This is a genomic window from Paenibacillus sp. 11B (assembly GCF_030487755.1).
GTDB classification, from domain to species: domain Bacteria; phylum Bacillota; class Bacilli; order Paenibacillales; family Paenibacillaceae; genus Paenibacillus; species Paenibacillus vandeheii.
Map to the genome: position 1 here is coordinate 1 of NZ_JAUKNS010000035.1, position 231 is coordinate 231.

1 protein-coding gene is annotated in these 231 nt (G+C 61.9%); it reads left to right on the plus strand.

The window, feature by feature from the left end; translation table 11 throughout:
- Positions 1-231 (plus strand): hypothetical protein (locus Q0V21_RS33045; RefSeq protein ID WP_301882612.1); only part of this gene is annotated, 231 nt, incomplete at both ends.

Sequence of the window (231 nt, forward strand, 5' to 3'; positions counted from 1 at the left end):
AGATGGAGCCAAGGGCGGTGTTCCGCATGGTCATGGAGATGGGCCAGATGGAACCTCAGGCGGGGCCATGAAGGATGGCAAGCTCAAGACCAATGCGGCATTAATGCCTTCCTCTCTCGCAGAGCTGGGCGAACGAATCAGCCAGGCCTTGGGCAACATGACCGCAGGCGCAGCAGCGAGCGTTCCGTGGCGAGTTCAGCGCGTGAGGCTGAGCAATGGCCAGACCGTGCC